At 48.1% G+C, this 25,009-nt stretch carries 29 protein-coding genes and 3 pseudogenes; 10 read left to right on the top strand and 22 right to left on the bottom strand.

Annotated elements, in window-relative coordinates:
* Positions 1 to 71 precede the first annotated feature (71 nt).
* The 3 genes from KNO72_RS12740 (at position 72) to KNO72_RS12750 (ending at position 2,635) form a co-directional block, all read left to right on the top strand.
* Entirely contained in the window at positions 72 to 962 is an 891-nt protein-coding gene (locus KNO72_RS12740; RefSeq protein ID WP_078147366.1) for an ABC transporter ATP-binding protein, read from the top strand.
* Positions 952 to 2,145 (top strand): ABC transporter permease, encoded by a 1,194-nt coding sequence (locus tag KNO72_RS12745; protein WP_214758386.1) that lies wholly within the window; start codon positions 952 to 954, stop codon positions 2,143 to 2,145. The genes KNO72_RS12740 and KNO72_RS12745 overlap by 11 nt, the downstream gene beginning before the upstream one ends.
* Positions 2,146 to 2,209: 64 nt before the next feature.
* On the top strand, positions 2,210 to 2,635 hold the full coding sequence (locus KNO72_RS12750) for a hypothetical protein (protein ID WP_078147368.1): 426 nt from the start codon (positions 2,210 to 2,212) through the stop codon (positions 2,633 to 2,635).
* Between the two features lie 108 nt (positions 2,636 to 2,743).
* On the opposite strand, the gene KNO72_RS12755 is transcribed toward KNO72_RS12750, so the two are convergent.
* On the bottom strand, positions 2,744 to 3,343 hold the full coding sequence (locus KNO72_RS12755) for a helix-turn-helix domain-containing protein (RefSeq protein WP_047795040.1): 600 nt from the start codon (positions 3,341 to 3,343) through the stop codon (positions 2,744 to 2,746).
* Between the two features lie 90 nt (positions 3,344 to 3,433).
* Positions 3,434 to 3,934 carry a PTS sugar transporter subunit IIA gene (locus tag KNO72_RS12760; protein WP_012727005.1) on the bottom strand — a complete coding sequence of 167 codons (501 nt, stop codon included), beginning with the start codon at positions 3,932 to 3,934 and terminating at the stop codon, positions 3,434 to 3,436.
* 208 nt (positions 3,935 to 4,142) lie between these two features.
* On the opposite strand from KNO72_RS12760, the gene KNO72_RS12765 reads away from it, so the two are divergent.
* The 5 genes and pseudogenes from KNO72_RS12765 to KNO72_RS15660 all read left to right on the top strand — a co-directional run bounded on the left by KNO72_RS12765 (position 4,143) and on the right by KNO72_RS15660 (position 7,288).
* Positions 4,143 to 5,837: a M3 family oligoendopeptidase gene (locus KNO72_RS12765; RefSeq protein ID WP_214730393.1), complete on the top strand. Its 1,695-nt coding sequence runs from the start codon at positions 4,143 to 4,145 to the stop codon at positions 5,835 to 5,837.
* 107 nt (positions 5,838 to 5,944) lie between these two features.
* Positions 5,945 to 6,184 (top strand): annotated as a pseudogene (locus tag KNO72_RS12770) (Lrp/AsnC family transcriptional regulator); the annotation flags it as partial.
* A gap of 210 nt (positions 6,185 to 6,394) precedes the next feature.
* Positions 6,395 to 6,478 (top strand): annotated as a pseudogene (locus KNO72_RS15945) (helix-turn-helix domain-containing protein); the annotation flags it as partial.
* Positions 6,479 to 6,495: 17 nt separating this feature from the next.
* Positions 6,496 to 6,999 (top strand): annotated as a pseudogene (locus KNO72_RS12775) (RNA-guided endonuclease TnpB family protein); the annotation flags it as partial.
* Between the two features lie 109 nt (positions 7,000 to 7,108).
* Positions 7,109 to 7,288, top strand: a complete 180-nt coding sequence (locus tag KNO72_RS15660; RefSeq protein WP_078147372.1) for an Lrp/AsnC ligand binding domain-containing protein — start codon at positions 7,109 to 7,111, stop codon at positions 7,286 to 7,288.
* 50 nt (positions 7,289 to 7,338) lie between these two features.
* On the opposite strand, the gene KNO72_RS12785 is transcribed toward KNO72_RS15660, so the two are convergent.
* From KNO72_RS12785 to KNO72_RS12795, 3 genes are all read right to left on the bottom strand, one after another.
* The gene (locus KNO72_RS12785; protein WP_305823850.1) at positions 7,339 to 8,232 is read right to left on the bottom strand and encodes an aldo/keto reductase; all 894 of its coding nucleotides are present in this window, start codon (positions 8,230 to 8,232) and stop codon (positions 7,339 to 7,341) included.
* Complete coding sequence (locus tag KNO72_RS12790; RefSeq protein ID WP_078147374.1) at positions 8,229 to 8,732, bottom strand: cupin domain-containing protein; 504 nt, start codon at positions 8,730 to 8,732, stop codon at positions 8,229 to 8,231. Before KNO72_RS12790 ends, KNO72_RS12785 begins: the two co-directional genes overlap by 4 nt.
* Before the next feature lie 81 nt (positions 8,733 to 8,813).
* The gene (locus KNO72_RS12795; RefSeq protein WP_078147375.1) at positions 8,814 to 9,140 is read right to left on the bottom strand and encodes a winged helix-turn-helix transcriptional regulator; all 327 of its coding nucleotides are present in this window, start codon (positions 9,138 to 9,140) and stop codon (positions 8,814 to 8,816) included.
* A 262-nt stretch (positions 9,141 to 9,402) separates the two neighbouring features.
* Here KNO72_RS12795 and KNO72_RS12800 point away from each other — a divergent pair, with 262 nt between their 5' ends.
* Positions 9,403 to 10,605 carry an MFS transporter gene (locus tag KNO72_RS12800; RefSeq protein ID WP_214758388.1) on the top strand — a complete coding sequence of 401 codons (1,203 nt, stop codon included), beginning with the start codon at positions 9,403 to 9,405 and terminating at the stop codon, positions 10,603 to 10,605.
* Between the two features lie 10 nt (positions 10,606 to 10,615).
* Positions 10,616 to 11,563: an LLM class oxidoreductase gene (locus tag KNO72_RS12805; RefSeq protein ID WP_214758390.1), complete on the top strand. Its 948-nt coding sequence runs from the start codon at positions 10,616 to 10,618 to the stop codon at positions 11,561 to 11,563.
* A gap of 84 nt (positions 11,564 to 11,647) precedes the next feature.
* On the opposite strand, the gene KNO72_RS12810 is transcribed toward KNO72_RS12805, so the two are convergent.
* The 17 genes from KNO72_RS12810 to KNO72_RS12890 form a co-directional block, all read right to left on the bottom strand.
* Entirely contained in the window at positions 11,648 to 12,076 is a 429-nt protein-coding gene (locus KNO72_RS12810; RefSeq protein WP_012727014.1) for a CBS domain-containing protein, read from the bottom strand.
* Between the two features lie 254 nt (positions 12,077 to 12,330).
* Positions 12,331 to 13,134, bottom strand: coding sequence for an alpha/beta fold hydrolase (locus KNO72_RS12815; protein ID WP_214730389.1), 804 nt, complete (start codon positions 13,132 to 13,134; stop codon positions 12,331 to 12,333).
* Positions 13,135 to 13,209: 75 nt separating this feature from the next.
* A complete protein-coding gene (locus KNO72_RS12820) occupies positions 13,210 to 14,322 on the bottom strand; it encodes a M14 family metallopeptidase (protein ID WP_214758392.1) in 1,113 nt (370 codons plus the stop codon).
* Between the two features lie 86 nt (positions 14,323 to 14,408).
* Positions 14,409 to 14,807, bottom strand: coding sequence for a hypothetical protein (locus KNO72_RS12825; RefSeq protein ID WP_078147379.1), 399 nt, complete (start codon positions 14,805 to 14,807; stop codon positions 14,409 to 14,411).
* A gap of 113 nt (positions 14,808 to 14,920) precedes the next feature.
* Positions 14,921 to 15,388, bottom strand: coding sequence for a flavodoxin family protein (locus KNO72_RS12830; RefSeq protein WP_214758394.1), 468 nt, complete (start codon positions 15,386 to 15,388; stop codon positions 14,921 to 14,923).
* 56 nt (positions 15,389 to 15,444) lie between these two features.
* Entirely contained in the window at positions 15,445 to 15,885 is a 441-nt protein-coding gene (locus KNO72_RS12835; RefSeq protein ID WP_214758396.1) for a hypothetical protein, read from the bottom strand.
* Positions 15,882 to 16,532, bottom strand: a complete 651-nt coding sequence (locus KNO72_RS12840) for an SIMPL domain-containing protein (protein WP_214758398.1) — start codon at positions 16,530 to 16,532, stop codon at positions 15,882 to 15,884. Before KNO72_RS12840 ends, KNO72_RS12835 begins: the two co-directional genes overlap by 4 nt.
* 33 nt (positions 16,533 to 16,565) lie before the next feature.
* The gene (locus KNO72_RS12845) at positions 16,566 to 17,309 is read right to left on the bottom strand and encodes a hypothetical protein (RefSeq protein WP_214758400.1); all 744 of its coding nucleotides are present in this window, start codon (positions 17,307 to 17,309) and stop codon (positions 16,566 to 16,568) included.
* Entirely contained in the window at positions 17,306 to 17,848 is a 543-nt protein-coding gene (locus KNO72_RS12850; protein WP_078147384.1) for an RNA polymerase sigma factor, read from the bottom strand. The genes KNO72_RS12845 and KNO72_RS12850 overlap by 4 nt, the downstream gene beginning before the upstream one ends.
* 115 nt (positions 17,849 to 17,963) lie before the next feature.
* The gene (locus KNO72_RS12855) at positions 17,964 to 18,134 is read right to left on the bottom strand and encodes a hypothetical protein (protein ID WP_214687281.1); all 171 of its coding nucleotides are present in this window, start codon (positions 18,132 to 18,134) and stop codon (positions 17,964 to 17,966) included.
* Positions 18,135 to 18,157: 23 nt separating this feature from the next.
* Positions 18,158 to 18,703, bottom strand: coding sequence for a DUF2812 domain-containing protein (locus KNO72_RS12860; protein WP_214687282.1), 546 nt, complete (start codon positions 18,701 to 18,703; stop codon positions 18,158 to 18,160).
* Positions 18,700 to 19,023, bottom strand: a complete 324-nt coding sequence (locus tag KNO72_RS12865; protein ID WP_214687283.1) for a PadR family transcriptional regulator — start codon at positions 19,021 to 19,023, stop codon at positions 18,700 to 18,702. Before KNO72_RS12865 ends, KNO72_RS12860 begins: the two co-directional genes overlap by 4 nt.
* A gap of 233 nt (positions 19,024 to 19,256) precedes the next feature.
* Complete coding sequence (locus KNO72_RS12870; RefSeq protein ID WP_214758402.1) at positions 19,257 to 21,827, bottom strand: ABC transporter permease; 2,571 nt, start codon at positions 21,825 to 21,827, stop codon at positions 19,257 to 19,259.
* Positions 21,824 to 22,507, bottom strand: a complete 684-nt coding sequence (locus KNO72_RS12875) for an ABC transporter ATP-binding protein (protein WP_074033830.1) — start codon at positions 22,505 to 22,507, stop codon at positions 21,824 to 21,826. The genes KNO72_RS12870 and KNO72_RS12875 overlap by 4 nt, the downstream gene beginning before the upstream one ends.
* 92 nt (positions 22,508 to 22,599) lie before the next feature.
* Positions 22,600 to 23,604 (bottom strand): sensor histidine kinase, encoded by a 1,005-nt coding sequence (locus KNO72_RS12880; protein WP_214730384.1) that lies wholly within the window; start codon positions 23,602 to 23,604, stop codon positions 22,600 to 22,602.
* Position 23,605: 1 nt separating this feature from the next.
* Positions 23,606 to 24,286, bottom strand: coding sequence for a response regulator transcription factor (locus KNO72_RS12885; protein ID WP_214730383.1), 681 nt, complete (start codon positions 24,284 to 24,286; stop codon positions 23,606 to 23,608).
* Positions 24,287 to 24,406: 120 nt separating this feature from the next.
* The gene (locus tag KNO72_RS12890; protein WP_214758404.1) at positions 24,407 to 24,898 is read right to left on the bottom strand and encodes a hypothetical protein; all 492 of its coding nucleotides are present in this window, start codon (positions 24,896 to 24,898) and stop codon (positions 24,407 to 24,409) included.
* Positions 24,899 to 25,009: the final 111 nt, after the last annotated feature.

Here is a 25,009-nt window from a genome sequence, read left to right on the forward strand (position 1 = left end):
AGAAAAAGTGAAACTTTTTGCTCAAGGTGGCGTACGATAGAAGAAGAGACATTCTAAGGAGGGAATAGAATATGGCATTACATATCGAACGCGTCACCAAGGAGTTTGGTGACTTCAAAGCTGTCGACGACCTCACGTTCCGCGTCCCACAAGGGGAAATGTTTGGTTTGCTCGGTGCAAACGGTGCTGGCAAGACGACGACGTTCCGGATGATCCTCGACATCTTGAAGCCGACCGATGGGAGTATCACGTGGAACGGTAAAGCGGTCGACCATCGCATCGTCGGCTATTTGCCCGAGGAACGTGGCCTGTATCCCAAATCCCAAGTGCGTGAACAGCTCGTCTTTCTCGCAAGCCTAAAGGGCATGCGCGGGAGCGATGCCAAACGCGCGGTCAAGTCATGGCTCGAACGCCTTGAAATTCCTCAATATGAAACGATGCGCGTCGAGCAGCTATCAAAAGGGAATCAACAGAAGATTCAGCTCGTCGCAGCCCTGCTCCATAACCCGGAACTCGTCATCTTAGACGAACCGTTCAGCGGCCTCGACCCGGTTAACGTTGAAATCCTGAAGCGTGAAGTTCTCGCGTTGCGTGACGCCGGGACGACCATCGTCTTCTCGAGTCATCGAATGGAACATGTCGAAGAATTGTGCCAACACGTCGGCATCTTGAAAGGTGGCCGTGCCGTCGTAAGCGGTGACGTCCCGACAATCAAGTCGAGATACGAAGAACCTGCCCTCTTTATTGAAACGGACCAGATTCACATTCTCGAGTCGCTCCCAGTCGTGGAGACAATCGAGCCTTTCAAATCCGGTCATCTAGTACGCTTACATTCTTTCGAAGACAGTGACGCCGTCCTGTCGGCACTCGTCCGTCATCAGGCGAACGTGAAGACGTTCATGCGCCAACCGGTATCGCTCAATGACATCTTCATCAAGGAGGTCGGACAGCATGTTTCATAACTTTGGACCGCTCTATGCGTTCACACTCAAATCGAGAATTCGTTCAAAAGCATTCCTCATCTCGACGGCGCTAACCATCCTGTTCATCTTCGGGTTTACGAACATCGACCGCATCATGTCTACGTTTGAGGATTCCGAGCAAGCGAGCGCACTCGTCGTGTCTGAGAACAAAGAAATCGTCGACACGATGAAATCACTCGGCTATGAAGACGTCGCCTCTAGCGACATTACGGAAGAAGAGGCACGGACCGGCATCAACGACGGAGAGTATGGGGTCGTCGCTTTTGTTGACGGCTATGATGCCCGCGTTATCTCCGAACGCCCGGAGCAGGAGTTCACGACTCTCTTGCAAACATCTTTACAACAGTTGCGCAATGCGGAATTGATCGAATCGTCCGATGTCGACCCGGCCATCATCGCTGCCCTCAGCGAACCGATCCAACTCGACGAGTCCTATCTCGGACGCGGTGGAGAGAACTCGGATGAGCTCCTCTCGTCTTCGGCGCTCGTTTACGTCATGTTGATGCTCCTGTACATTTCGATCATCACGTACGGATCGATGATTTCAACAGAAGTGACGACGGAGAAGTCATCGCGTGTCATGGAGCTCATCATCTCCACGACTCATCCGGTGACCCATATGCTTGCGAAAGTGACCGCTATCGGGACACTCGCCCTCATCCAAATCGGAATCTTCCTTGGGTTTGGTTATGTAAGTGCGAGTGGTAGCGAACTGGCGACGACGGTCATCGAGAACGCCGGCAACGCACGGGCTGTCATCTATCTACTCGTCTTCTTCTTGCTCGGGTACTTGTTGTACGCCTCACTCTTCGCTGTCCTCGGTTCACTTGTCAGCCGTGTCGAAGAGTCACAACAAATGGTCATGCCGGTCATCATGCTCCTCGTCGCTGCGTTCTTAGTCGCGATGTTTGGATTGAACAACCCGGATGCGACCATCGTGACCATTCTCTCGTTCGTCCCGTTCTTCGCTCCGATGCTCATGTTCCTTCGCGTCATGCTCGTCGATGTGGCCGTATGGGAAGTGGCGCTTTCGATTGGGTTACTCATCGGAACGATTGGTATCACACTGTGGATTGGCTCGAAATTCTATCGTGGCGGCGTCTTGTTCTATGGAACGAACGCTATTAAACAATGGCGACAAATATTACAAAACCGTCAATAACGTTTACAGCAAATTCGTTTTCGTTTACTCTAAAGAATGTGCAAAATGAGGAGGAAAACGAACTATGCGATCACGATTACTCGCAGCCTTAATCTTTACGTTTATGACGACGCTCACGACGTTCATCTGTTATACCGTCTTCTTAGACGCGGATGCGTTATGGCAAATCCTGCTTGCCTATGCAGGCAGTGCGTTCATCGGAACGCTCGCGTTTTGGTATCCGGTCAGCAGACGCTCTCAAACGTCCCGCTTCGGTGGCGCATGGATCGGCATCATGATTACTGCAGCGACACTCATTGGCTTCACCGTCATCCGTTTCACATTCCGCGGGGACGCAGCAGCATTGCTCGACTGGCAAACGATGCTGGCGAGTCTTGCCTACACATTCGGTTATGTCGGATGGGTGCTCACAATCTTGAATATCGTGCTCGGCTTCTTACTCGCCGGCACACGTCCAAAAGTACGCTACGAAGCGCGTCCAACGCGCTGATTGAAGTGACCAGGGATTCTCCTGGTCACTTTTTTGTGTTCACTTTGGGGTGTTGCACTTAATTTTATAATTCATCGTGCACAAAAAAAACCGTAGAATGCTCTACGGTCATTGCAATTTATACGATTTATCCACGACACCATACTCCGCGTACTGGAATGAGTTGTCTGCGAATTGGTCTGGGACAAGCCGTTCCACATAGCGTGCGAACGGGACGATGTGACGCGTCGTGTCATGTGACCGTCCGAGATCAAGCACCGCATCGACTAGCGCTTCGAGTGCATGGTGTGACGTCGGTTCCTCGTCTTCTTTGAAAATGCGATGTAACTCCTCTTCGTGCATCAAGTCAAAAATGCGCATCCGTTCTTCGAGTTGCCGTTGCATTTCTTCGACGGACTTCCCGTGCATCGCTTCTTCATAGGCGAGCTTCATCTGTTCGAGTTCCGGTACTTTTCCTCGCATGAGTACTTTGAGCGACTCTCCCGTCCAAATATGGCGGGCCAAATAGTTCGGGTCGATTTGCAAAGCGTCTGCGAGCGCCTCTATGTAAGGCATGGTCGGATAGACCTCACTCAGTTCGGTACGTCGGATAAAGTACGGGGCGACGCCAATCTGTTCCGCAAGCGTCTCAATCGACAATCCGGCCCGTTCCCGTAATATTCGTATCCGATCCCCGTATCCCCGGTATGGCGCATTTTTTCCATCCATCTCAATTCCCCCTTCCCTCTCTTCATTATAATTCCCGCATTCGCAAAAAAATACTCGGAAGCCTAAGCTCCCGAGTCATGGGTCGTCTTCTTATTTCTTTGTCAACTCGACGACTTCTGAAGATCCAGCTGTCACCGTGTCGCCTTCTGCGACAAGTTTGTTCACGCCGAAGCTGTCGTGGTTCGTGATGATGATCGGAGTGATCGTCGATGGCGCGTTCGCTTTGATGAAATCGAGGTCGAACGTGACGAGTGGGTCGCCTGCTTTGACAGATTGACCTTCTGTAACGTGTGTCTCGAAGCCTTCACCTTTAAGGTTTACCGTATCCAAACCGATGTGAATCAAGTATTCCGCACCGTTGTCCGCGTTGATACCGATCGCGTGTTTTGTTGGGAATACTGTCGCGATTGTTCCGCTAACCGGTGAGACGACTTTTCCTTCAGTCGGCTCGATTGCGATCCCGTCACCCATCATTTTTTGTGAGAATACTTGGTCCGGTACGTTCGTGATGTCGACGACCTTTCCTGTAAGCGGTGAAACCGCGTTGAGTTGTTCTTCTTTACCACCAAAAAGTTTTTTAAAGAATCCCATAGCTTAATCCCTCCAACATGTTCTATTGAATCGAAGTCTTCACTTTTATACCCGAAAAGCTAATACTTCAATCCCTACCCTATTAACGGTATAGTTGTAATAAGGTAGTGCGAAATCGTTTTACACATCGTAAGAATACGAGTGTGCAATCGCTTTTGCAAGCCCTTTTTACACTTTGTAAAAATTTCACACGATGGAGGCGCTTACAATGACGACTTTCACAAAATTGTCATATGAACGGCCCGACTTGGACGCTTTAAATAGCAGATTGTCGGACTATTCTGCCGAATTACAGCAAGCCAGCACACTCGAGGAAGCGAACGAACTCATTCGCCAAATCAACAAAGAACGGAACGACTTTGAGACACAAAGTCAACTCGTCGCGATCCGACATTCGGTCGACACACGCGATGCGTTTTACGAAGAAGAACAGGCCTTCTATGACGACGCACTTCCGGTCTATGAGAAGGAGATTCAAGCGTACTATCGCGTCTTGACGAACCACGAGCTTCGCACTGAACTCGAAGCGGAATGGGGCAGCCAACTGTTCTCTCTCGCCGAGCGCGCACTTGAAACGTTCGAGGAGTCACTCATCCCGAAACTGCAGGAAGAAAACCGCCTCGCGACAGCTTATCAAAAGGTCATGTCCGCTGCGCAAATCGAATTTGACGGCAAGACACTCAACTTGTCACAGTTCGGTCCGTATCTCCAATCACCAGACCGTGATGTCCGAAAAGCCGCATCTGTCGCCCGCTATACATACCTTTCTGATAACGGCGATGAGCTCGACCGCATTTATGGGGAACTCGTACGCGTCCGTACGGAAATCGCTCACGCGCTCGGCTTCCCGTCGTTCGTCGAACTCGGTTATGCACGGATGCAGCGTGTCGGCTATGACGAGTCGATGGTCGACAACTTCCGGAAGCAAGTCCGTGACGTCATCGTCCCGCTCGCATCTGCTTTGAAAGAAAAGCAGGCGAAACGAATCGGCGTCGACCACCTCTATTACTACGATGAGTCGTTCGTCTTCCCAGACGGAAACGCGACACCACAAGGGGATGAGTCGTTCATCATCGAAGGCGGAAACAAAATGTATCGTGAGCTCTCAAACGAGACGGACGAGTTCTTCCAATACATGCAGGAACGCGGCGCCCTCGACTTGACGGCGAAACCAGGGAAATCCGGCGGTGGCTATTGCACTTACTTACCGTCTGAAGGACTTCCGTTCATCTTCTCGAACTTCAACGGGACGGCCGGCGACATCGACGTACTCACGCACGAAGTCGGTCATGCCTTCCAAGTGTATGAAAGCCGTCATTTGACGACACCGGAATACGCCTTCCCGACTTATGAGGCGTGTGAGATCCACTCGATGTCGATGGAATTCTTCTGTTGGCCATGGATGGAGCTCTTCTTCGGCGACCAAGTCGACAAGTATAAGTTCAATCACTTGGCAGGTAGCATGACGTTCCTTCCGTATGGCGTGCTCGTCGATGAGTTCCAACACGTCGTCTACCGCAACCCAGAGATGACAGCTGCCGAGCGTCGTCAGGCGTGGCGCGATTTGGAGAAGGTCTATCTCCCGCACCGTGATTATGAGACGAATGACTATCTCGAATCGGGCGCATGGTGGCACCAACAAGGTCACATCTTCCAGAGCCCGTTCTACTATATCGACTATACGCTCGCACAAGTATGTGCATTCCAGTTCTGGGTGCGCATGCATGAAGACCGCGAAGCGGCATGGAGCGATTACCTCACGCTCTGTCAGGCAGGCGGAAGCCGTTCGTTCCTCGAACTCGTCGAACTGGCAGGTCTCAAATCACCATTCGCAGACGGCGTGTTGAAAGAAACGATTGATCAAATCGAAGACTATCTCTTGAAACATCCGCTAGCGAACTGATAAGTAAGACCATCGGAAGCTTCCGGTGGTCTTTTCATTTGGGTTCACTTCGTACTGAAGTATGAAAGGCAAATCAATCTTTTTATTACCTAAAAAAGAGAGGAGAAATTGATTACAAACTCATTCATGAATTAGAGCACGACAATCGTCTTTCCATGAGCGAACTTGGACGACGTATCAATCTTTCCGCTCCTTCCGTTAGCGAGCGGGGTCGACGACTAGAATCATTTGGAGTCATCAAACAATACTCGCTTGTACTTGATCACGAAAAGCTAGGTCTTCCAATTCAATGTATCATCGAGGCAACAGTGAAGAATGGCCAATACGAAGCGTTCCTTCATTATTTAACTAAATCAGGCGAGAATTCTCCCTCCTCTAAGCGTCTCGGGGCGTAGCCCGGCGTAGGTGGGAGATGAATCGCCCGGTCCAACAGTTTTCTCTCCCTATGACAGATGTTACGAACAAAAGTTCGTGATTCCGTCAGATTCTCCCTCCCCCTCCTCGGGTATCGGATGAGGAGGACACATCACGATCTTCTGAAGGGAGGAGGGACGGACATGCTGAAAGGCTACACATACAGGCTCCACCCGACGCCGGCACAGGCCGAGTTCCTGGTCCGGACGATCGGCTGCGCCCGATTCATCTACAACAATGGATGGTTTCTGAGAAGATTGAAAACCCTCGCTTTCTTTGCCAATCCGAAGCGAAGGTCAAGAAGTCGCAGCGCGCGTTGTCACGAAAGAAGATCGGAAGCAAGAATCGTGAAAAAGCTAAGCAGATCTTAGCCAAGAAACACGAGAAAATCGCCAATCAACGCAAGGACTTCCTTCACAAGCTGGCGAGACGGATTGTTGACGAGAACCAAGTCATCGTCGTGGAGACATTGAAGTCAAAGGATATGATGAAGGATCACAAGGTAGCGAAGTCCATCGGGGATGTCAGCTGGTACGAGTTCGTCCGTCAACTCGAATACAAGTCAAACTTCTATGGACGGACACTCATCAAGGCGGACCCCTGGTACGCATCCACTCAAATCTGCTCCACTTGCGGAGTAAAGGGCGAGAAGAAAGCGATGGATGTCCTTGAATGGACGTGTGCCTGTGGCGCGCATCATGACCGTGACATTAACGCTAGCATCAACCTATTGATGTTGGCAAACTAAAACGAATTCCTTCAGGGTGGGAACCACCCGACGAGCTTGGTAAATAATCGTGGCTAATAAAAGTACGATCTTCCCAAGAAGCCCCCCCTTCAATTTGCGAAGCAAATAAGTGGCGAGTAGTTCACAACAACAACCGAATGTTTCATTTTGTTATCGCATATCTGGTGACGCCTGTTATTTCATCAAAATGCAATTCTCGTCTTTTTCTGCAGCTGAATCTTTTATCGATGAAGTGATTCCATATGCTCAAACAAAAACACAATTCATCTTTTCAGAAATCGATATTTAATCAACGTGAACATGCAAAAGGACTGGCAAAATTACCAGTCCTTTATCGTTTTAAATGACGTCTAGCGGTTGTTTCGTCGTCGGTGGTGGGAATGCCTCATCGAGCGCAGCAAAATCCTCCTCACTCATGTCGAGCAAGAGCGCTGCCGCATTCTCCTCGACATGCTCGGCCTGCCCGGCTTTCGGGATGGCGATGACGTGTCCGCTCCGGATCGTCCAAGCAAGTAAGATTTGCGCGACTGAGGCACTATACGACTCCGCAATCCGATTGATCGTTTCGTTATGGAAGACCTCTTCTTTCACGTCACTTCCTTCAGCGAGTGGAGCGTATGCCATGACAGGAATCCCTTGTTCTTTTAGATAAGGAAGGAGGTCATACTCAATCCCGCGACTGCCAAGATGATAGAGCACTTGATTGACCGCGCACTTGTCTCCATTCGGTAGCGACAGCAATTCCTTCATATCGTCCACGTCGAAGTTCGAGACTCCCCATGCCCGAATCTTTCCGTCCGCTTTGAGCTGTTCCATCCCTTGAATCGTCTCCTCGAGCGGGGCATCGCCTCGCCAATGGAGTAAGTAAAGATCCAGGTAGTCCGTCCCGAGTCGTTCGAGCGACGCATCACATGCGCTGACGAGTTTGTCGCCATACGCATTGTATGGATACACTTTCGAGATGAGAAAGACATCTTCGCGTCGGTCTTGGATCGCTTCCCCTACCAACTTCTCAGACTCCCCTTCCCCATACATTTCCGCCGTGTCGATGACATGGAGTCCGCAGTCGATTCCTGTCCGAAGCGCCTCAACCTCGGCATCATGCTTCGATTTGTCTTCCCCCATGCGCCATGTACCTTGTCCGAGTGCGCGCATCTCGCGCCCGTCTTTCAATTTGACGACGTTTTGCTTCAAAGCTGCAAGTAATAAAGAATGTGGTAGTCGTTGATTCATAACGTTTCCTCCTTTGTCCATGCTTCATGTAGTGGACCCGTCGTCCCGAAGACGGGGTCAAACTTCGGCTTTTCGACTTGTTCGATTCGCTTTACGTTGTCCGGTCGTTCTTCCGTCTTTCCGGTCAACGTGTCATAGTCACGACCGTCCGGATACGCCCCGACCACTTGAAAATTTTCACTCGCCTCGATGCGACGATGTCCCGTTCCCGCCGGTAAAACGAGCACGTCTCCCACACTGACGCGTACGAGATCTCCGTTCGTCCCTCCGAGTTGAAGGGTCGCTTCACCTTGTAATACGCCCAATACTTCATGCGTGTTGCTGTGATAGTGATGATAGTCGAACACCCCGTTCACCCAACTGTTCGTCCATTCATTATGGGCAAACGTCTCTCGCATCCCGCTCGGGTCATCAAAGACGCCACGATAGAGGAGCGCCGGATAATCCGGATGGTTGGGAATGGAGCCGTCATCTGTAAACAAAAAAGTTTTCACGTCCATCCTAATTCCCTCCTTGTCTCTGTCCCTGTACCCGACTTGTCACTACGAAAAACGGTCGTCCGTATTGGACGACCGTGATGGTTATGAAATGACCTCTTCACCGGACTGATCGATATGGCACTCGCCCCAGGCGCACATGGCGTCCAAGATTGGCTTGAGTGACCATCCGTACTCAGAGAGTGAGTAAATGACTTTCGGCGGAACTTGCTCGAACACCGTACGAACGACGACACCATCCGCTTCGAGCTCACGCAATTGTTGGGTGAGCATTTTTTGCGTGATGTTCGGCATGAGTTTACGCAGTTCACTCGTCCGTCGCTCCCCTTTAATCAAGTGACACATGATGACGACTTTCCACTTACCGCCGATGACGTCAAGTGTCGCTTCGACCGGAATATTATATGGCATTTCGTTTCCTCCATTTCTTACATAGGCACTTTTTGGTGCCTACCGCACTAAAAAGTACGTACTTCTCAAACTGTTTTCATGCACTTATGATAGCAACTGTAGCAAATCTATACAAGTTCATTTCGCTTGTAACATCCCCTTGAGACGGTAAGGTACTTTTTCGACCGTACTGAACAATAGAGGAAAGTGAAATGTCTTTGCTATCCGGAGACGAAGGGCCCTCGTCTTCCACACTATTTTTATCAACTAGGAGGAACTACTCATGAACCAACCTTATTCACAACCTGTTGAAGAACAGGCACCTAAAAATGGAGGATTGGCGTTACTCGCTCTCGCCATCAGTGCTTTCGGCATCGGAACGACCGAGTTCGTCCCGGTCGGTCTTCTCGCATCCATCGCAAGTGATTTAAACATCGGCATCACACTCGCGGGTCTCATTATCTCGGGATACGCAATCGGCGTCGCCGTCGGTGCACCGATTTTGACGGCACTCACAAACCGAATGAACCGTAAGACGTTACTCATGGCACTCATGGTCGTCTTTATCGGCGGAAACATGGTCTCGGCCATGTCGACCAGCTTCGAACTGTTGATTGTCGCCCGATTTATCACCGCATTCTCGCATGGTGTCTTCTTCTCAATCGGCGCAACGATTGCCGTACAACTTGTACCGCCACATAAAAAAGAGAGTGCGATTGCACTCATGTTCACAGGTTTAACTGTCGCGACTGTCACAGGGGTCCCACTCGGTACCTTTATCGGTCAAGCGTTCGGATGGCGTGCCACCTTCTTCGCAGTCGCAGCACTCGGTGTCGTTTCAATCATTGCTAGCTTCTTCTTGATCCCGAAAGATTTGAAACAATCACCACCAGCGAAGTTCTCTGATATGAAGAAATTGCTCACGAACGGTCGTCTCATGCTCGGGTTCTTGATCACAGCACTCGGTTACGGCGGAACGTTCGTTGCCTTCACGTACTTGACACCAATCATGCAAGACGTGACAAAAATTAGCCCGAGCTTGATCAGTGTCGTCTTACTCGTTTACGGAATCGCGGTCGCTATTGGGAACGCGGTCGGTGGAAAGCTCGCCAACGAAAATCCAGCGAAAGCATTGTTCTATATGTTTATCGTTCACGCAGCGGTCATGATCATCATGTCGTTCATGATTCCGTTCAAAGTGGCAGGTCTGGTCGCCATCGTCTTGATGGGACTCCTCGCCTTCATGAACGTGCCTGGACTTCAACTGTATATCGTACAATTGGCTGAAAAATATGTACCGGCCGCTGTCGATGTCGCGTCCGCACTCAACATCGCGGCCTTCAACATCGGGATTGCCCTCGGCGCAACAATCGGTGGACTCGTCGCCGATTCAATCGGACTTGTGCATACCCCTTGGGTCGGTGGCATCATGGTCATCATCGCCGTCATCTTGACAGCTATCTCACGTCGTTTGGAAGCCAACTAAGGAGGCGCTTATGTTCAACAATCATAAAAGCTACAACCGGATGTACCGGGAGGGCGAGCTCACGCTCGGCCTCCACATCCCTTTAGAAAACTTCAAAATGCGTACTCCGACACTCGAACGTCAAGTCGAGCTTTCTCAAAAGGCAGACGACTATGGCTTCACAGCGCTATGGTTACGTGATGTCTTACTTAAAGACCCAAACTTCTTAGACCCGGCTGTCGGTCAAATCTATGACATGTTGATCTACGGGACACATTTGCTCGGTCAAACGAAAAACATCGCGCTCGGTACGTCCGCGCTCGTCTTGCCACTCCGTCATCCCCTTCGTTCGGCGAAGGAAGTCGCGACGATTGAAGCGTTATTCCCGGAACGGTTGATTCTCGGGATCTCGTCAGGCGACCGTCGGGCCGACTTCAAAGGACTCGGAGTCGATCATCCGACACGCGGCGATCAGTTCAAAGAATCGCTTCGCGTCATGGAACAGGCGCTCTATAACAACTACCCAACCATTGACTCGCCTTATGGGGAAGTTGAACAGGCTACACTTGTGCCGCGTCCGAAGAAACGGATCCCGACGATGATCACTGGATTCGCACAACAAGACATGGACTGGCTTGGGGCAAATGGCGACGGATGGATGTACTACCCGCAGGCACCTTTTGCGCAACAACAAGTGCTCGACGCGTGGCGCGCAAGCGGTGAAGCACATGGTCGTGCTTTTCGTCCCTTCTCGATGCCGATGCATCTTGACTTGACGCATGACCCAGACGAGCCACCGACGCCGATTCGTCTCGGTTTCCGAATCGGTCGCAACCACTTGATCAAGTTGCTTGAATCGTATCGCGCCATCGGCGTGAATCATCTCTTCTTCGCCCTCTTCGACGGAGAACGTCCGGCTGAGGAAGTCATCGATGAATTAGGAGAATATGTATTACCCTATTTTCCGCCACTTGATTGAGGTTTGCCCTACTCCTATTTTTAAAAACGAAGCTGAAAGAAACGTAAAACAAGCCAGAACCGTAAGTCAGTTCTGGCTTGTTCATTATCGGACTTCATTCTCCAATTGTTTCAACTTTGTCGAGTAATACTCGATGATGTCACGGCGTCGGATGATGCCGATGAAATACTTCCCATCATCGACGACCGGCACGAAGTTTTGGTCCGTGATCGCATCGACGAGCTCTTCAATTTGTGCCGTAATCGAGACCGGCTTATAGCGAACGCGTTGCTTGATGTCTTTTAGACGTGTCCGGAGCACTTTTTCGTAATCTTCTTCCCCGCGAAGCTGTTCTGCGAGTGCCCAGAGTAAATCCCCCTCTGTCATCGTCCCGGCGTAAAATCCGTTCTCCGAAACGAGTGGGACAGACGTAAATCGATGATGCTTCATCTTTTCAAGTGCTTGTCGTACCGTTGATTCGGGGTCCAAATATTTGACGTCTTCTTTCGGATATAAAAAGAAAGCGATATTCATTTAAATCTCTCCTCAATCTGTTAATCCACCCCGCTATTGTACCATGAATGGTAGGACAGGTTGAACTAAATCCATGTTCTAATCTGGTTTTATCCCCCTTTCTCCAAAACAACACAAAAAAACATCGTGACTCTAGTCACAGCGATGTTTCAGTGATTCAAAAAATGGAAGGGAACTCCAATTGAATTATACCCGTTTTCGTTGGTTCTTACCCTTATCGACATACAAAAAGCCCCCGATTCGGAGGCCATCGATTATTGAACAAACCGCAACAACGTATCGTTAAATTTCTCTCGTTCATCCAACACCGTACCGTGTCCACTCTCTTCAAAGCGCTCGATTCGCGCGTTCGAGATGCCTTGCTCCATCTGCTCGGCGAATGCGAAAGGACAGATCTTATCATGTACTCCATGGATGATCAACGTCTCGACATCAATTTTTGGCAGGGCATCTCGTAAATCTTCGTCACGTAACGCCTGTGCCGAGGCAATCGTCCCATGGCTCGACGCGACGAGCGCGAGATGGTGGAACCAGTTTTGCATCGGTTTCGAATGTTCTTTCTCGAAGAAGATTTCTCCGAACCCTTCGAGCATCTTCGGTCGGTCGGCCCGTGTATCGTCAATCAACGCGTCGACATCGTCCGTTGTCATTCCATATGGATAATCTGCACGCTGTGTGAAGATTGGTGCCGCGGCTCCGGCCAAGACCAATTTGTTGAGTCCATCCTCTTTATAGTCGGCTGCGTAGCGAACTGCAATCGCCCCACCCATTGAAAAACCGACGAGCGTGAAGTTTTTTAAGCCAAGTCCATAGACGACCATATGCACATCAGACGCCATTGTCTCATAGTCATAACCTGTCGCCGGGGCATCAGATTTCCCGTATCCTCTGAAATCAATGCCGATGTAGCGATATCCCGCTTCGACGAGCGCATTCTTCTGATACTCGAACATATTGTTGTTTGCTGGCCAACCGTGTAAGAAGACAATCGGTTCCCCAGATCCGACATCCTCTACGTATAGATTTGTACCGTCATGTGCTGTAATATATCCCATCATCCAACCTCCACAGTCATTATTTAGCGAAAACACTCCCAACCTCATTGTTCCCTATTCCGACTTCGAGTAACCCTCTTACGTGTCGCGCCAAAGCGCTTCACCTCTTAAATAACCTTCAACGGCTTTCGCTCCTTCTCGTAAAACAGCTTCTCGCCAATCTGCGTTTTCCGGATAGAACATCGCCATGAATTCGTTTTGAATCCCGTTTCGTGCCTCAGGGTCCTTTGTCCCTTCAAAGTACAGCCGGTTCTCTAAAATAATCGTTAAAAATTCACGGATGGACGCTTTTGTCGACGTCCCAAACGTACCGAATTCGAATAAAGCAGAAACGAGCCCCTTGTCCGGATATTCCGTATCGCGCACGTAGTAAAAATGATTCGTCGAATCTCCGAGTACCTCGTCCGGGTCATACACGTTGACGTTGTCGAGACCGTACGCTCGTTTTAACTCATCTTCCGTGCGACCGTCCCGCTTGCTGATGACCATCGTCACCTCGTTTGTCGGTCCGAGTGCGGTATGCCAATCGAGATGGACGACTTTTCCATAGCGCTCAAGTAAATCATGTTGAATTCCCTTCAAAAAGATGGCGGACGGTTCGTCTTCTTCTCCCCCGTAATACACCCCTTTCGGGAATTGATATTGCCCCATCCCTTTTGCACCACTCATCGCTTTGAAGCCATCAAGCTTAATTCCAGAGCCGAGAAATGAATAGATCTGTTCACGTGCCTCATGATAGTCGTCAATTACTCCGTCCGGTACGAAGAGATGGCGCATCAGCTCATATTCACGGTTCACGTTATACGGGACCGCTTCACGATCAATGACGTAATTTCGGTTCAAATCGACATTGTGTTCATTGACACGTCGAAAGTGTTTCATCCCCCATGGATTGACAGCATGGATGAGACAAATTCCCGTCGTCTCATGACGGACATGCGCGAGTTGTGTTTGAACAAATTGATGGGTCACTGCGGCGCCCGCATACCCTTCAATTCCATGTTCCCCGATTGTCATGAGAATCATCGCTTTTCGTTCTCGTTTCGGCTCCCCTAAAATGACGTCGATACTCTCATCCCCAATCGAGTGTGTCAACAACTCCGCTTTCGGATAAAATCGCTTCACTTCAGACAGTAAATTCAAGAACTTCTCTCGCGACTCTTCGTAAGATGATGAAAAATACTGGCTCATCGCACTCACCTCCAATCTCTCTTCTCTCTATCCTTTCCCATCCTGAGGCAATCTAAAAACGCCTCCTTTGAGAGGAAACATTTCAATCAAGGGGTGCGGATTCGTTTCGAATGTTGACGTCGGAATGCCATCATATAAAAGATCGGCCCAATTAAAACGGCACCGAATAACCAATAGAGCCCCGCATTCGCATACAGTCCTTCGAAAGAACGGAACACCCAAGCGAGAATGGTGAAGGCTACCATCAACTCGATGGTCCACAATAGCCCACGACGAACCGCTAGGAAGACCGTGTTCGTTTTTTGGAAGAAGGCTGCGACGAACGCAATCAAGAATGCAGGAAAACTCGAGAGCCACAACATTCGATTCAGCGAACTTTCAGCAAAGTACGAGTTGCCGAGAGACACGGTGATCAGAAAATGCATCAAGAGGACAAGCACGACGACAATCCAACCGACCAATACATCCCGTTCCATTTTTTTCATCACAACCAGCTTCCTCTCTGAAGAGTTGAATACTATATATTTACCCGTTTTTCATTTCTTCTCGTCCGCTTCAAGAAAAAAACGCACTCTGTTCTCAGAATGCGTTCCGTGTATTATCCGACCAACTCCCGCGCCCATGCTTTCGCGCGTTCTAGTTCGCCTTCCTTCAATACCTCCGTCGTCCCATCGACGAGGAACGACTCTTTCTGGACATCCGTCGCCCCTTTTTCAATCATTTCCCCTTCGACTCGATTGACGGCATGACCGAACCAGTCGATGATTTTACCAAGAATCGGATTCTGTTTCTCTTTGACGAAACTTGTGTCAAAGGCAGCCGTCCGTTTTCCTCGTAACGCATTGTCCGAGATGCCATCCAAAAACACTTTGATGTCTTCCGTTTCGTATCCCCCATGTGTCGGTGAACCGATGACGACCAGGTCGACATGCGCTAAGTCGCCTAATCCAATATTCAACACATGTTCCATGCGTGCCTCATGGTCTTTCGACAGTTCCTCTTGCATCGCATGGGCAATTTTTTCTGTATGACCATACAGCGAGTCAAAAATAATCAAGATGTTCATCATGAATCCCCCTTTGCCGAACCTTTCTTTAATCCCGTTCCCATTTCCACGTTCGTTCATGCTTCTTTTTGGTACAGCGAACTTCGCTTGAAGAACGTCCAACTCACCACAACAATGCCGAGTGCGAGCAAGATATAGCCGAAGAACGTGACAAAGTCGCGCGTATGATAGGGTGCTTCGAATCGATACTCCGCTCGCTTCCACTCCGAACCGTCCTCGACCGCAATGACGTCTTCCACAGACTCCCCGTCGACTTCACGGTACACCGTCCCAATCGGATATCCGTTCGAAGCATTCCCGTAGTAACGTCCCGTCTCATCATTGACCACTGTCTCCACTTCACCGATCACGTCACCGAGTGCATCCTCTTCGATTGTTGTGTCGAGCACTTCATATGCGTTTCGGTCGAACACGACAAACGTATAGGCCCAGGAAAGGGCAGATGCGGGCAGCGCAGTCGAGAGTGAAAGGAGCATCAAGAAAATCAGTCGCCTCATTTGAGACTCCAGACGAATGTCGCCGAATCACTGACGTCAATGTCATCTGGTTCGAGTTCGGGCATCCGTGATTCCGAATAGACGACGTCCTGACTATAGAGGACGTTTGTAGGCGAGAACAGGTGAATCTCTCCCCATGTGTAGTCAATTTGAAGCAAGTCTCCGAGTTCGGCGCCTGCTCCTTTCGCAAGAAGCTCTGCTCGTTTTTTCGCATTCTCCGCGGCACTCACCAATAGCTGATCCTCGATCGCATTCGGGTCTTTCATCGTAAAGCGAATGGAGAGTTTCGGATTTGCCCGAGATTGACTGATTTGTTCGATGACGTCCGATAGTTTAGACGTATCGAGCGCAAATTCGAGCTTCGTCTTCTGTTTACAGACATATCCGACAAACCGCGACCGATAATTCTCATCTCGATCACGATAGCTCTCGTATTCCGTATCAATCGAAAAGTCACTCGTTTTGAGGTCCGTCTTGTCAAACCCTGCACGCGTGATGGCTTTTTGAAGATGGGACACCGCACTTGCCGCCTCAGTCATCGTATCTTCGTACCGTGGCGCTTTCGAGACGAGATCCATGTGAATCACAATCAAATCCGGTCGAGCTGAGACGTTCCCCGTCCCTTTTACGGTAATCTTTCGTTCCATATCCATTTCCCCCTTATCGATTTGAGTTCTCCATTATTCTGAAAATCGCGTCATCATCCAGTCCTCTACTTCATCGAGTGAGTCCACACTTTGTAAGGACGGGTAAGCATCCCGCTCGAACAAGAGTCCGTTCGGAGTATCTAAAAATAGATAACGCTCCCCATCCGGAAAACCGTAATCGGCAATATCTTTCAATCGGAGCGTGGCATCATTTTGTTCCCAGACAAACTCGTCATCATATGGAATCGGCATGAAAATTCCTTCCATGCCCTGTTTCACGTGCGAGATAACACTCATATGTTCTGCCTGTCCAGTTTCCCCAATTGCATCGGCACGAACAATCAAATCTCGCCCGATTTGCACGTCCCCTCGATACACATTAGATACGTGTATCGTGATAAGTGACTGATATTCGGTCTCTCCATTGAAATCAATCTCGATATGTCGAATGTTCGTGACCGTTCCTCGGACCACGACAGGATTCCATTTCGAAAAGAGTTCATCTTCGGTCATGTCCATCATATTTTCCTCGGAAATATCTGATGTCACTTTTGATTGGTCGACAATGTGAACGGAATTCGCAGTGGAATCCGTAGATAATGGGATGCGTTCGTTCCAGACATTCGATGTGAAGAGCATGAATCCTGCAGCGATCGCAACGAGAAGTCCCCCTCCCCATTTCAGTCGTTGATAAGGTTTTCGCTCTATCATCATCGATTCCTCTATATACCGGTCATCGACTTCACCGAGTAGTCGAAGGATCTGCTCACTTTTCATACACGAACGCCTTCTGCTTCAAGCGCTCGCTGTAACGCATCCCGTGTGCGCTTCAAGGTCATTTTGACATGGCTCTCACCGAGCTGATGTGTCGTTGCAATTTCTTGAATCGAGTGTAAATAGAAATAACGTTGCATGAACATCACCCTTGTCAGTCGAGGTAGGTCTGCTAGAAATTCATTCAACACGTCGACGAGGTCTTCGTCTTTCATCGATTCCGTAAGGACATGTTCTAGTTCTTCATAGACGAGCGGTACTTCCCCACCACCACGTTTTTTTGCATGATTCTTCTTATAACGCTGTAGTGCGAGATTTCGCACGATCTTCGTCAAATACGCTCCGAGTCGAAGCGGACGTGTCGGCGGGATCGACTCCCACGCTTTCATATATAAATCGTTCAAACACTCCTCTGTGTCTTCGCGATTCTGTAGAATATTATAAGAAACACGATGACAATAGCTTCCGTATTTCTTCTTCGTAGCGACAATCGCATACTCCGATCGTTCCCAGTACCAATCGATGATGACCTGGTCATCCATCCAGTTACCCCCTTCGTAATAACCCCTCTATAACTATAGACCCCAATCTCATATCATTCGTCACAATCTATCAAAAAAACCTCGTCGTCGAGACGAGGAATGTTACCCTGATCCATCATTTCTTCCAAATCGATACGACAAGCCCGCCAATGTAGCCAATCATCGCCCCGCTCGCAATCCCATATGTCAATTGAATATGAAAGAAGAACGAGAGGATTACACCGAGTGTCGTCCCCGCAATCAATCCAAAACAAATGATACAGTCCTTCCATTCTCGTGAATCCATCTTGCTCCTCCTAATCCATGCGCTCAATCTGACGACTTCATCTCTCCAATCGCTTTGAGAGCTTTTAGTGTCCTAACTTTCCGAGTATGATGTTGGACCGCATAAGCCAACATCGCGACGACAACTATGTCCAATAGGATGGTCCACTGCGCAAACTGCGCATATGGATTGGAAAGATTCGCGACCACCACAACAAAATTGGCGAGCCCTACTGCGCCATACAGTTGGATCATACGTTTCTCACGTTGAATCATCGAATCAAAATTCGAATACAATTGAAACTGTCCGTCACTCGTTCGTTTTCGTAAAAAAATCCACCGATACGACGTATCGACCACTTCGACTCCCACTTCATCTAAGAATGCCATATACGCCTTCGACTCGGGGTGAGAAGGTAAGTGGGACAACAATTCGATTCGGTAGGTGAACGTCCCAGGTTCAACTTGTTTGAACACATATCGCATCAAACGAAAGGATTCGAGCGCCCATCCGCTTTGAGCCATCTCGTTGAGCCACTTCTCTTCCTTCTCATAATCAACAAAGATGCGATAAATCGTTTTCGTCTTCATGTGTCCAACTCCTTCGTCAATTTATGACCGTGTCGCACCAGTTCTTCTAGCCGATTTAACTCCGACCGAAGTGCCTTTCGACCCGCTTCCGTGATCTCATACTCTTTCTTCCGCCCCGTACCTTCGAGCGCCTGAATCCATCCACGCTCTACTAGACTACTCAGGGCGCCGTATAACGTACCTGGGGCGAGTTGAACCCGCCCATTGCTTAATTCTTGAACGAATTGCATCATCCCATACCCATGCCTCGGGACTTGCAGAGATAATAATATATAATAAACCGCCTCGGTTAATGCGCCTGTACTTGACTGTTGTGTCACGTATCCCGCTCCTTTGTATCGTTCTTCGTTATATCGTCATCCGATATATCAAAAATATCCTATTTTTGGTTAATTAACAAGAGCTGTGACATAATATTTTTATTTTGGTCGTTCTTCGTATAGTTTTGGTAATCGTGTTTTGTTTGTCATGACATCATAAAAAAGGGACTCAATATGTACTGAGCCCCTTGTTTTGTACTTCATGGTTTGTCATGAATTTTTCAATAATCTACTTAATCATTTTCTTGTTTCAATCGGTCGATAATGTTATCTTTCTTTATTTTTGAAACGGAATATAGCATCGAGGCACCCACAATCATGAAAATCATGATGACGACAAACAAAATGCTATTCCACGGCAAGGTAAACGGAGCATCAAACGTATTGATTTGCGCTCGATAGATGAGGTACATGATGAGAAGACTGATGGGGATCCCATACGCAAGGGCTTTTACCCCATAAAAAATGCTTTCATAGTACACCATCTTATTGAATCCTTTCGGTGTCATCCCAACTGAACGAAGCATTGCAAACTCACGACGACGAAGTGAGACGCTCGTTGAAATCGTATTAAAAATGTTCGCAATCGAAATTAGCGAAATTAGCACGATAAACCCATACACAAATATTGATAAAAGTAACAACATCTGTTCTTGTTGTTCCCGTTGTTCCGATACGTTAAAGACATACAAATCCAAATTCTGTTCCGCTTCAATCACTTGTTGTGTGTCCTCGGGGTCATCTGTATTCAACGCGATTGACGGACTCGATTGTTTCATCAAATCCCCGATTGCGTCTTCTTCAAACGTCCCTTCTCGTACTATCACATCGAGCCATCCAAGAGAACCTGTCATCACACCGGTCGGGGCGATATCTGTCATAGCACCAATTTGAATCGTTCTAAGCGGTGCCGCGTCGCCCGTTGCATTCTCGTCCCTCAATTCAAACGTATCACCGATTTCTGCTTCGACCGTCTCTGAATTGATGAATTTTTTCTGATCCATGTCTTGATACGAAATCTCATCAATCAAGACGGCTCCTGGTAGGTCCCCGTCTTCAAAACGACTGACAGGCGCTCCGATTTGTTTCAAGTACGCATTGAAACTTTCATCATCTAATTGATAGAGGGATACGTAGTACATAAATTTTCCGTCAACGATCGTTGATGCCAAATTCTCGTTCTTGGTAATCGCACTCGGTAATTGAGATTTGCTGACCATCGTTTGGACCGTTGCATTTTCAAAATATGTTCCGTTCGTCACATGATCTAACGATTCATAACGTCGTAAATCATTTTGATCAAGCGTTGAACCATTCACAAGAATATCGAAATCATAGTCTGCTTGAGACATGTCAAGGGACTGTTCGAGACGATCAGTGAAGTAACTGACCACTAAAAACAGGACGATACTGATGACGAGCGAGAAGACGGTAACCAGATACCGTTTACGGTTGCGCTTCGTATTCTTCAACCCAATCTCTGCTTCTAAACCGAAAAGACGACGTACTAGTTTTGACGTCTTCACTTGTTTTGACGTCAATCGTACATCTTGCGTTTGACGAATGGCGTCAATCGCAGAAATCTTTGAGGCTCGACGCGCCGGAAGATAGCAGGAAATGAAAATGGTTACGCTCGAAATAAAGAGAGTTAATAGTAAAGTAATCGGTGTGACGACAACTTCAAACTTCTCCGTCACGTTTAACGCTTTTTCGGCAAATGCATTGATGAATAGGAATGTGAACGCAATACCCGTAATCCCCGCCAGGATACCGAGTGGAATGCTAATCCCCCCAATGACCATCCCTTCAAAATAGACCGAGTTCCGCTTTTGTCGCTTCGTAGCCCCGACACTTGCCAACATTCCGAGGTAACGAGAACGCTCCGACACACTGATGGCGAATGCGTTATAGATTAGAGAAATCGAACCGATCACAATGACCGCCATGATGATTCCACCAAATCCATATAGCGTTTTACGCAAGCCATCGTCATTTGTCACTCCATAATAACGAAGCAACGAGGAATTATAGGCGACACGTTCTATGTTCTGTTCGGTCATCAACTGTTTCGCTTCCGAATAAATCGAGTTGTCTACATCGTTCAAGGCGACGAACGTATCGACTTTTGCTCCATTCAATTCTTGATCATCGATGAATCCGACGACTGTATACCCTGGCGACCAAGTCGGTTCCCAGTCAGGTCGAGCCATCGTTCCAACAACCGTCAATGTCACCGTATCCTCAATGTTTAATTGTTCGAGAATCGTCTCATCTTCTCGGATCAAACCATCATTTTGTGTCAACACGTAACCTGATGACGGATCAATCCGCTCTCCAATCTCCAGTGTCAATTCATCACCGATGTTATAGGTGACGAGGGCATTTTGGCGAATCCCTTCTGAAATGACGACTTCGCCTTCTTTTTCCGGTAGACGCCCCTCAGTCAAGTCAATTGGAAAACTCTTCAATCCGGATGTGTTATAGTTTCGAACATATAAGTATGGTTTGTAAGCATTTTGTGACTCTTCTAGTTGAGCATAACCATCATTTGAAAGGATGACAGCCTTCGTGTTCGCATCATCCCGAATAGCTTCGACTTGCTTTTCGTTTGTATCTAGATACTGAACATGCCATTCTCCGTTATCTGCGATGTCTTGACGAATCATCAAATCCAAAAAAGAAGATCCGAGCGTTGTGACAGCTGTAATCATCGATACAGAGATGATGACTCCGATGATTGTAACAAGCGAGCGTCGTTTGTTCTCGCGCAAATGCCGAAGTGTCATTTTATTGATGATGTTCATGCGCGGACGACCTCATTCTTCGCAATCTTGCCATCTTCAATCGAAATGATACGATCCGCCTGTAAGGCAATCCGCTCGTCATGGGTAATGATGATGAGCGTTTGATTGAATTTCTTATTGAACAGTTTTAACAGGCTCATGATTTCTTCACTATTTTGACTATCCAAATTTCCTGTCGGCTCGTCGGCTAAGATAATAGCTGGATTACTAATCAGTGCCCGCCCGATGGAAACGCGCTGCTGTTGCCCTCCCGATAATTGATTTGGTAAATGGGTCAATCGGTTTGACAAGCCCAAGATACCGATGATGCGTTCCAAGTGCGCGATATCCACTTTTTGTTCATCTAATAGCATCGGTAACGTGATGTTCTCTTCGACCGTTAAAATCGGAATCAAGTTATAAAACTGATAAATCAAACCGATTTGTCGACGACGGAAAATGGCAAGCTGCGTCTCGTCCAATGCATAAATGTCTGTTTGATCAATCAACACCTGTCCACTCGTCGGCACATCGACACCACCAAGTAAATGCAACAATGTCGATTTCCCCGAACCCGAAGGCCCGACGATACAGACAAATTCACCTTTCTTCACCGTGAACGAGACGTCATCGAGCGCTCTGACCTCCATCTCGTCCTTGCCGTATACTTTCGATAAGTTTTGCACTTCTAATATGTTCATGTTTGCACCCTCCAGTACTTGATCTACTTCGAGTGTACCGAGTGAGTGTGACTCGTCTGTGACTCGAAAGTGACGATTTCGTCACTTAGCGGTCAGACAACTGCTTTATAGAAGCGAATATGAAAATCCGTTCCGACCCCAGGTTCGCTTCGAACAGTCAACTCACCTTCCTGGCTCATAATGATACTGTGTGCCATGGCAAGCCCAATCCCGACACTTTCTTCGCTCGCATTCACACCTTTATAAAACCGTTGGAAAATGTACGGGAGGTCTTGTTTTGCGACGCCAATCCCCGTGTCACGAATCACAATTTCTGTATACAGCGTATTTTCACTGAACTCGATGAATACATCGCCCTGTTCCGGCGTATGCTCCACGCAATTTTTTAAGATGTTGATGAGTGCCTCTGTCGTCCACTTCAAATCACCCTCGAATGTAACATCTTTTTCGCCTTGAACGTGAAGTCGTTGCATTTTAATATCAATCGGTACGAGCATCGGTTCCGCTACGGCTTCAATGAGCGCAGGGACGGATACCAATTCGCGCTTGAAATGTATTGTCCCGGCATCAATTTTTGATAGTTTGAGAAGAGAAGACAAGAGCCACTCCATTCGTTCAAGTTGTACTTGTATGTTATGGGTGAATTCTTGACGCTTTTCCTCGGATAGACGAGGGTCACTGAGGAGATCCGCCATGACGGTCATCGAGGTGAGCGGTGTCTTCAATTGATGGGAGATATCGGAGATCGCATCCGTTAACTTCTGTTTATCTTCTTCAAGATGCGCTCCTTGTTCAGATAGCATTTTCGTCACTTTGTAGAGTTGGCTCTTTAACAAACTGAGCTCCCCTTCGCGATTATCACGGACATCCAATGTATAGTTGCCATTACTGATTTCTTGAAGATATCCCGAGAGCTGCTCGATTTCTCGATAACGCCATGCCGTGAAACGATACGTAACGCCGAAAAGTATGATTGCTAATAGGACGACCAGAACGGCCGCCTCTATGGACATGAATAAGAAGGCAATACCTACAGCTATTCCAATGAAAAATAGACAAGTGAACAAGTATATTCTTATTTCTTGGTTTCGCAACATATTAACGCCCCACCTTGTATCCGATTCCACGCACCGTCGTAATAAGCATCGGTTGTTGTGGATCATCCTCTAGTTTCTCGCGGAGTCGCTTAATATAAACGGTCAACGTATTATCGTTCACGAATTCCCCACCCACATCCCAAATCTGATCAAGTAGCTGGGTCCGTGACAACACTTGCCCTTTATGCCTCCCAAAGATGAGCAACAAACGATACTCGAGCGCTGTCAACAAAATTTCGTCCCCATTCTTTTTTACTTTTGCATCTTGCGTATTGATTTCAACTGGACCAATCGTCAACAGAGGCGAGCGTACGTTTTTATTGTATCGACGAAGTACCGAGTGAATTCGTGAAACGAGTTCTCGGACACGGAACGGTTTCGTGATGTAGTCGTCCGCTCCCATATCGAGTCCCATCACCACATTCACTTCATCATCGAATGCCGTCAGAAAGATGACAGGGATGTCTTGTTGTTGCTTCACGAGCCGACATAAGTCATATCCACTCCCATCTGGCAGTGACAAATCAAAGAGGCATAAATCAATTGTATGTAACTGTTGTTCAATCATAAGCGTCGCGTCAGCCACGTTTTGGCATAACGTTGTTCTAAATTGTTCTTGTTCGAGTGAATATTGGAGACCGGAGGCGATCGTCCGGTCGTCTTCTACGATTAGAATATGCATGGTATTCCCTCCTGACTCTTCTCCCCATAATATAGCAGTCTTTATTCAAGTGAGGCGAGAAATCAAAAATCCCTAACGAGAAATCTCGTCAGGGAGGATAATACGTTATTTGCATGCGGATTAGGATGTTGTCACTCGAAGGCACTCCGGTCGTACGAATCCGACTTCACCTAAGAATCGTAATGCATCAATCGTCAATTCGTCGAGCTTGATGGATTGAACTTTCGGCTCGGTCTGTTCATCGACCCACACTTTCCAAATCTCGACTTCCTCCGCCGTCTTCAAATGGTCGGTTATATACGCGACGAGCTGTTCGGCTCTCGCATCGGAATAACGCCAACGCAACTCTACTACGTGCGGTTTTGAAGAATACGCCTCGACGTTCTCCACGGCATAATAGAGACTATGTTTAATCTCAATCTCGTCAAGTTGCTCTTCCGACTCGACGTTCATCAAAATCTTTTCATCACGGTCGAGGTCCTCGACGTCTGTCAGAATATCAGGCAACACGATGCCTTTTTGGATGGCCTCGTTGATAGATAAGAACTCGACATATGGATTTTCGACTTCTTTTAGTGGGTGATCGCTCACAATAAATTGGAATTCACTCATGTAAAAGTCCCCTCTTGTTTTATTGACACTCCCACGGCTAAAGCCGCAAGCTCACCCTTCGGGATGAGTGGGATTCTGAAGTGCTTGTGCGAGCGCAGTCCATTTCTGTTT

Source organism: Exiguobacterium sp. s123 (genome assembly GCF_018617075.1).
Lineage (GTDB): Bacteria > Bacillota > Bacilli > Exiguobacteriales > Exiguobacteriaceae > Exiguobacterium > Exiguobacterium profundum.

Excerpts from the sequence above, each read along its gene's own strand:
- KNO72_RS12740 (WP_078147366.1), top strand. The coding sequence starts at position 72 with ATGGCATTACATATCGAACGCGTCACCAAGGAGTTTGGTGACTTCAAA.
- KNO72_RS12745 (WP_214758386.1), top strand. The coding sequence starts at position 952 with ATGTTTCATAACTTTGGACCGCTCTATGCGTTCACACTCAAATCGAGA.
- KNO72_RS12750 (WP_078147368.1), top strand. The coding sequence starts at position 2,210 with ATGCGATCACGATTACTCGCAGCCTTAATCTTTACGTTTATGACGACG.
- KNO72_RS12755 (WP_047795040.1), bottom strand. The coding sequence starts at position 3,343 with ATGGATGGAAAAAATGCGCCATACCGGGGATACGGGGATCGGATACGA.
- KNO72_RS12760 (WP_012727005.1), bottom strand. The coding sequence starts at position 3,934 with ATGGGATTCTTTAAAAAACTTTTTGGTGGTAAAGAAGAACAACTCAAC.
- KNO72_RS12765 (WP_214730393.1), top strand. The coding sequence starts at position 4,143 with ATGACGACTTTCACAAAATTGTCATATGAACGGCCCGACTTGGACGCT.
- KNO72_RS12785 (WP_305823850.1), bottom strand. The coding sequence starts at position 8,232 with ATGAATCAACGACTACCACATTCTTTATTACTTGCAGCTTTGAAGCAA.
- KNO72_RS12790 (WP_078147374.1), bottom strand. The coding sequence starts at position 8,732 with ATGGACGTGAAAACTTTTTTGTTTACAGATGACGGCTCCATTCCCAAC.
- KNO72_RS12795 (WP_078147375.1), bottom strand. The coding sequence starts at position 9,140 with ATGCCATATAATATTCCGGTCGAAGCGACACTTGACGTCATCGGCGGT.
- KNO72_RS12800 (WP_214758388.1), top strand. The coding sequence starts at position 9,403 with ATGAACCAACCTTATTCACAACCTGTTGAAGAACAGGCACCTAAAAAT.
- KNO72_RS12805 (WP_214758390.1), top strand. The coding sequence starts at position 10,616 with ATGTTCAACAATCATAAAAGCTACAACCGGATGTACCGGGAGGGCGAG.
- KNO72_RS12810 (WP_012727014.1), bottom strand. The coding sequence starts at position 12,076 with ATGAATATCGCTTTCTTTTTATATCCGAAAGAAGACGTCAAATATTTG.
- KNO72_RS12815 (WP_214730389.1), bottom strand. The coding sequence starts at position 13,134 with ATGATGGGATATATTACAGCACATGACGGTACAAATCTATACGTAGAG.
- KNO72_RS12820 (WP_214758392.1), bottom strand. The coding sequence starts at position 14,322 with ATGAGCCAGTATTTTTCATCATCTTACGAAGAGTCGCGAGAGAAGTTC.
- KNO72_RS12825 (WP_078147379.1), bottom strand. The coding sequence starts at position 14,807 with ATGAAAAAAATGGAACGGGATGTATTGGTCGGTTGGATTGTCGTCGTG.
- KNO72_RS12830 (WP_214758394.1), bottom strand. The coding sequence starts at position 15,388 with ATGAACATCTTGATTATTTTTGACTCGCTGTATGGTCATACAGAAAAA.
- KNO72_RS12835 (WP_214758396.1), bottom strand. The coding sequence starts at position 15,885 with ATGAGGCGACTGATTTTCTTGATGCTCCTTTCACTCTCGACTGCGCTG.
- KNO72_RS12840 (WP_214758398.1), bottom strand. The coding sequence starts at position 16,532 with ATGGAACGAAAGATTACCGTAAAAGGGACGGGGAACGTCTCAGCTCGA.
- KNO72_RS12845 (WP_214758400.1), bottom strand. The coding sequence starts at position 17,309 with ATGAAAAGTGAGCAGATCCTTCGACTACTCGGTGAAGTCGATGACCGG.
- KNO72_RS12850 (WP_078147384.1), bottom strand. The coding sequence starts at position 17,848 with ATGGATGACCAGGTCATCATCGATTGGTACTGGGAACGATCGGAGTAT.
- KNO72_RS12855 (WP_214687281.1), bottom strand. The coding sequence starts at position 18,134 with ATGGATTCACGAGAATGGAAGGACTGTATCATTTGTTTTGGATTGATT.
- KNO72_RS12860 (WP_214687282.1), bottom strand. The coding sequence starts at position 18,703 with ATGAAGACGAAAACGATTTATCGCATCTTTGTTGATTATGAGAAGGAA.
- KNO72_RS12870 (WP_214758402.1), bottom strand. The coding sequence starts at position 21,827 with ATGAACATCATCAATAAAATGACACTTCGGCATTTGCGCGAGAACAAA.
- KNO72_RS12875 (WP_074033830.1), bottom strand. The coding sequence starts at position 22,507 with ATGAACATATTAGAAGTGCAAAACTTATCGAAAGTATACGGCAAGGAC.
- KNO72_RS12880 (WP_214730384.1), bottom strand. The coding sequence starts at position 23,604 with ATGTTGCGAAACCAAGAAATAAGAATATACTTGTTCACTTGTCTATTT.
- KNO72_RS12885 (WP_214730383.1), bottom strand. The coding sequence starts at position 24,286 with ATGCATATTCTAATCGTAGAAGACGACCGGACGATCGCCTCCGGTCTC.
- KNO72_RS12890 (WP_214758404.1), bottom strand. The coding sequence starts at position 24,898 with ATGAGTGAATTCCAATTTATTGTGAGCGATCACCCACTAAAAGAAGTC.